Annotated in this window: 4 protein-coding genes and 1 pseudogene; 3 read left to right on the top strand and 2 right to left on the bottom strand. The window is 58.4% G+C overall.

What is annotated here, in order from left to right; all coding sequences use genetic code 11:
* Positions 1–79: 79 nt before the first annotated feature.
* Positions 80–1198, top strand: a complete 1119-nt coding sequence (locus tag AAAC48_RS06285; RefSeq protein WP_340653362.1) for an IS5 family transposase — start codon at positions 80–82, stop codon at positions 1196–1198.
* Between the two features lie 113 nt (positions 1199–1311).
* Here the strand turns inward: AAAC48_RS06285 and AAAC48_RS06280 are convergent, their stop codons facing one another.
* Complete coding sequence (locus AAAC48_RS06280; RefSeq protein ID WP_340653361.1) at positions 1312–2916, bottom strand: inorganic phosphate transporter; 1605 nt, start codon at positions 2914–2916, stop codon at positions 1312–1314.
* Between the two features lie 137 nt (positions 2917–3053).
* On the opposite strand from AAAC48_RS06280, the gene AAAC48_RS06275 reads away from it, so the two are divergent.
* Positions 3054–4178: a beta-ketoacyl-ACP synthase III gene (locus tag AAAC48_RS06275; protein WP_340653360.1), complete on the top strand. Its 1125-nt coding sequence runs from the start codon at positions 3054–3056 to the stop codon at positions 4176–4178.
* On the opposite strand, the gene AAAC48_RS06270 is transcribed toward AAAC48_RS06275, so the two are convergent.
* Positions 4175–4756 carry a TetR/AcrR family transcriptional regulator gene (locus AAAC48_RS06270; protein ID WP_340653359.1) on the bottom strand — a complete coding sequence of 194 codons (582 nt, stop codon included), beginning with the start codon at positions 4754–4756 and terminating at the stop codon, positions 4175–4177. The genes AAAC48_RS06275 and AAAC48_RS06270 overlap by 4 nt on opposite strands.
* 90 nt (positions 4757–4846) lie before the next feature.
* Between AAAC48_RS06270 and AAAC48_RS06265 the strand changes: the two are divergent.
* Positions 4847–4977, top strand: a pseudogene (locus AAAC48_RS06265) (enoyl-CoA hydratase); the annotation flags it as partial.

Raw genomic sequence — 4977 nt, 5'->3', positions numbered from 1 at the left:
AGCAGGCTGCTGAAAAACTCTCTGGCTTTTGGGTTTGCGGCATGATTCCCTGATGGTGCAACAGATAGGATTGATTTGGATGCGCGGTGGGGATGATCGGACGGGGTCGCTGTTTTCGTATGTTGATCTTGAGGCACGAGTTCCGGCCGGCCACCCGCTTCGGGTGATGCGCGCGTTGGTGAACAGCTCGCTTGCGTCGCTGGATGGGATGTTTGCGGCGCTCTATGCGAAGACGGGTCGGCCGTCGATTGCGCCGGAACGGATGCTGCGGGCGGTGTTGCTGCAGATGCTGTATTCGATCCGCTCGGAACGACAGTTGATGGAGCGTCTGGAGTTCGACCTGTTGTTCCGCTGGTTCGTGGGTCTGGGGATCGACGATGCGGTGTGGGATGCCTCGTCGTTTTCGAAGAACCGGGATCGGCTGCTGACGACGGAGGTGGCGCAAGGCTTCCTGTCGGCGCTGCTTTCGCAGCCGGCAGTCAAGAAGCTGCTGAGCGCGGAGCATTTTTCGGTCGACGGGACGATGCTGAAGGCGTTCGCCTCGATGAAGAGCTTTCGGGCCAAGGACGGCTCCGACGAGCCGCCGGACGATGGGCGCAACGGCGAGCGCAACTTCCGCAAGCAGAAGCGCTCGAACGAAACGCACGCCTCGACGACGGATCCGGACGCGCGGCTCTACCGCAAGGGCAATGGCCAGGAGAGCCGGCTGGCCTATCTGGGGCACGCGCTGATGGAAAACCGCAACGGTCTTGCAGTGGATGGCGCGGTGACGCGTGCGAGCGGCACGGGCGAGCGGGAGGCAGCGAGCGAACTGAGCAAGGGCCTTGCCGAAGGCGCGACGCTGGGCGCCGACAAGGGCTACGACGCGGAAGCATTCGTCGAGGGGCTGAAGGACCGCAAGATCGTGCCGCATGTTGCGATCAACGGGTCGGTGAGCAAGACGGGCAAGGTGCGCAAGACGGCGGTGCCGCCGCAGGTGGCGCAAAGTCCCGGCTATGCGATCAGCCTGCGCTGCCGCAAGCGGATCGAGGAAATCTTCGGCTGGGTTAAAACGACCGGCGGTCTCTCACAGCTCAAGGTTCGCGGACTGGATAAGGTGGAGGCGGTCTTCACCTTCGCCCTTGCCGCCTACAACATCGTTCGTCTTCCGAAATTGATCGGGTCGACGGGCGAAGTGTGTCTTGCGAGAGGTGAATAAGCCAATATGACCAGAAAACCTGCCTCGGTCAGCCCGAATCCGGCCGATACCCGTCGAAAAATCGCGACCACAGCAAACGCTTGCGGCAACGCAGAGCGAATTTCAGCAGCCTGCTAGATCAAATGCCGCAGGATCACGAACAGCGTGAAGGACAGGGCAATCGACACAGGCAATGTCAGCACCCAGGCCATCAGCAAGTTGCGAACCGTCGACATCTGCAATCCCGAGCCATTGGCGACCATCGATCCGGCAACGCCGGACGATAATATGTGCGTCGTACTGACCGGCAGGCCAAGCGTATCTGCGGTGAAGATCGTACCCATCGCCACCAGCTCGGCCGAGGCGCCCTGACCATAGGTAAGATGCGTCTTGCCGATCTTTTCACCCACCGTAATGACGATACGCTTCCAGCCGACCATGGTTCCAAGGCCCAGCGCCAGGGCGACCGCAACCTTGACCCACGTCGGGATGAACTTCGTCGCATTGTCGATGGCCTGATGATAGGTCTTGATCGTCGCAAGGTCCGCCGGCTCCATCGGCAGCAATTTCTTCTTGTCGATCAGTTTCAGGGCTTCGCCGGCGAGGTACATGTCGTTACGCGTGTTGCTGACCATGCCAACCGGGACATTGGCAGCCGAGCCGTAGGGCGAAATCGTGGCATTGGTGTCGATGATGAATTGCTGCAGGGCGACTGTTGTCGCGTCGCTCCAGGTCTTGTTGCGTACCGCCTCGCTGACGACGGCTTTGGCATCGGTCACGACGACACCAGGCTTTTCATATTTCTTCAGTGCGACACCTGCCTGCCTCGCTGCAGCCTTGTATGCGTCAAGATAATTGACGTCCGGTGTGCGGTTGAGTGCAAAGGCGGTAGGCACGACGCCAATCAAGATGAGCATAATGAGACCCATGCCCTTTTGGCCGTCGTTCGAGCCATGGGCAAAGCTTACACCCGTGCAGGTGAAGATCAGCAGCGCCCGGATCCACAATGGCGGCGAGGTACTGCCTTTTGGGGCTTCATAAAGCGCCTTGTTCTTGATGAAGAGTTTCATTGCCAGTAATAGCAGGGCGGCTGCACCGAAGCCGACGAGCGGCGAAATCAAAAGTGACATGCCCACTTCCGTGGCCTTCGACCAGTCGACGCCACTCGTTGCGGTGCCGGTCGGTGCCACGAACTGATTGGCAAGGCCGACGCCGACAATCGAACCGATCAGCGTGTGGGAACTCGAAGCGGGCAGGCCAAGATACCAGGTTCCGAGGTTCCAGATGATCGCGGCCGCAAGCAGCGAAAACACCATCGCTAGGCCGGCACTCGATCCCACCTGCATGATGAGTTCGACGGGCAAAAGGGAGATGATGCCGAAGGCAACCGCACCGCTCGCTGTCATGACGCCGAGGAAATTGAAGAAACCCGACCAGATGACGGCGATCTCGGCGGGCATGGAATTGGTGTAGATGACCGTCGCGACGGCATTGGCCGTATCGTGAAAACCATTGACGAACTCGAAGCCGAGGGCGGTGACAAGCGCCAGTCCGAGCAAAATCCACGGAACCGCGACGGCACTGGTCAAATCCTGCGTCAGCGACCAGGCCACGTAGAAGAGGCTGGCGATCAGGATGGCAATCACAGCGTAATTGGGAAGGTTGCCGAGGCTGTTTGGCTTTTCCAGCGGATGCTCGCCTTTGAGCAGCCTGGCATCCGTTGCATTGCTTACCGTCATAACCGGTCCCCAGTGGTTAATGAAGTCTGAAGAAAGGCTAGAACTTGAGCGTGAACCCTTGATGACAGTATGGATTACTTGCGCGAAACGCCGGGAATCTCTATCGCTTTTCGAAGATAAGAAACTCTGGAAGCGCCATGCATAAAGTTGTCATCAGCGGTACGGGCGTTTTCACGCCGCAACAGTCCATCAGCAATGCCGAACTCGTCGCGGCGTTCAACATCTATGCCACAAGGCAGAACGAAATTCACGCCGATGAGATTGCTGCTGGTACCCGTGAACCGATGACGATGTCGGCAGAGGACTTCATCGTTCGTGCATCCGGCATCGAGCGGCGCTATGTTCTGAACAAATCCGGCATTCTTGATCCGGACATCATGCATCCGGTTCTCCCCGAGCGCAGCGATGACGAACTGTCAGTCATGGCCGAAATGGCGGTGAAGGCCGCCACACAGGCCCTCGCCAAGGCAGGGCGCACTGCTTTTGAAGTCGATGCGGTCATCTGCGCCGCCTCCAATCACGAGCGCGCCTACCCGGCCATTGCCATCGAGGTGCAGCAGGCACTGGGGATCGAGGGTTTTGGCTTCGACATGAATGTCGCCTGTTCATCGGCAACGTTCGGCATTCAGGCCGCCGCCGACATGATCCGCTCGGGCTCGGCCCGGGCCATCTTGATGGTCAATCCCGAAATTTGCTCGGCGCATCTCGAATGGCGCGACCGTGATTGCCATTTCATCTTCGGCGATGTCTGCACCGCGGTCCTGCTCGAACGCGACGACCTTGCCACCGCGAGGGATCGTTTCGAGATCGTCTCGACCCGCTGCCTGACACAGTTCTCCAACAATATCCGCAACAATAACGGCTTCCTGCGCCGCACGCGGGAAGGCCACATGGCCGACCGGCGCGACATGCTGTTCCGCCAGGAAGGCCGCAAGGTGTTCAAGCAGGTCGTGCCAATCGTGTCCGACCTCATTCTCACCCATCTTGCCGACGAGAATATCGCACCGGCGCACCTGTCACGGCTCTGGCTGCACCAGGCCAACAAGGGCATGAATGATCTGATCGGCGTCAAGGTGCTCGGCAGAGAGCCGGAACCCGGCGAACAGCCGAATATCCTGCAGGATTATGCCAATACGTCGTCAGCAGGCTCGATCATCGCCTTCTCGAAATATTCCGACGATCTTGCCCCTGGCAGCCTTGGCGTGATCTGTTCCTTCGGTGCAGGTTATTCGGTTGGCAGCGTGATCGTCAGGAAGGTTTAGACTTTCACCGCGGCACTTGTGACGAGTGCTGCGGCGGCCTTGCCCGCCGCCTCGATGTAGGTCGGATCGCGGTGGACGAGCATGACTGAAAACGCCCCGTCCATGAGAAGCACGATCTGTGAAGCAAGAAGAAGCGGTTCAATCAACGAGGCTGCTTCGAGCCTTTCGCAAAGAAATGCCTCGAACTTTTTCTTGTGCGCCGATCCGATCTTGATCGCGGGATGTCCGGGCATGTTCGCCAGTTCCGCTGCAGTTCTCAGAAACCCGCATCCTTTCCATTTCCTGTGCCGCGCGGCCTTTGCCAGATTGATGAAGATCGCCTCGACCTTGCTGGCAATCCCGCCATCCGTCTCGTCAAACCATTTGGCAAAGAGGGTGAGATTGGGCTGATCGCGAGCCTTAAGATAGGCTGCAATGAGCTCGTCCTTGCTCCTAAAATGATAATAAAGCGTCTTCTTGGTCAGGTTGGCCTTTTCCGCCACCGTATCGACGCTGACGCTGCGAATGCCCTGCGCGTAGAAAAGGCGGCTTGCAGCATCGATAATGCGGTCGCGGGTCGGATCGGAAGTCTTTGCCATCCTGTCAATGTATACTAACCAGTGAGTGTACACAATTCTGCCTGATCGCTAGCTTCCGGGGGCATTCGACTCTGTGGAAAGGCGTTACCGATGTCAGATTCAATCCTCATTGAAGTGAGAAACGAGATTGCTCTTCTCACTCTCAACCGGCCAGACAAGCTTAATGCGCTGAATTATGAGACCAATGATCGTTTGCTGCACCTGCTGGACCGCATCGAGGA

This window comes from Phyllobacterium sp. (assembly GCF_037994405.1).
Taxonomy (GTDB): domain Bacteria; phylum Pseudomonadota; class Alphaproteobacteria; order Rhizobiales; family Rhizobiaceae; genus Phyllobacterium.
The sequence above is the reverse complement of the archived record's forward strand: the minus strand, read 5'-3'. Positions and strand labels throughout refer to the sequence as shown.

Bases quoted from the DNA above. Each gene is read 5' to 3' on its own strand.
- AAAC48_RS06285 (WP_340653362.1), top strand. From the start codon at position 80: ATGCGCGGTGGGGATGATCGGACGGGGTCGCTGTTTTCGTATGTTGAT.
- AAAC48_RS06280 (WP_340653361.1), bottom strand. From the start codon at position 2,916: ATGACGGTAAGCAATGCAACGGATGCCAGGCTGCTCAAAGGCGAGCAT.
- AAAC48_RS06275 (WP_340653360.1), top strand. From the start codon at position 3,054: ATGCATAAAGTTGTCATCAGCGGTACGGGCGTTTTCACGCCGCAACAG.
- AAAC48_RS06270 (WP_340653359.1), bottom strand. From the start codon at position 4,756: ATGGCAAAGACTTCCGATCCGACCCGCGACCGCATTATCGATGCTGCA.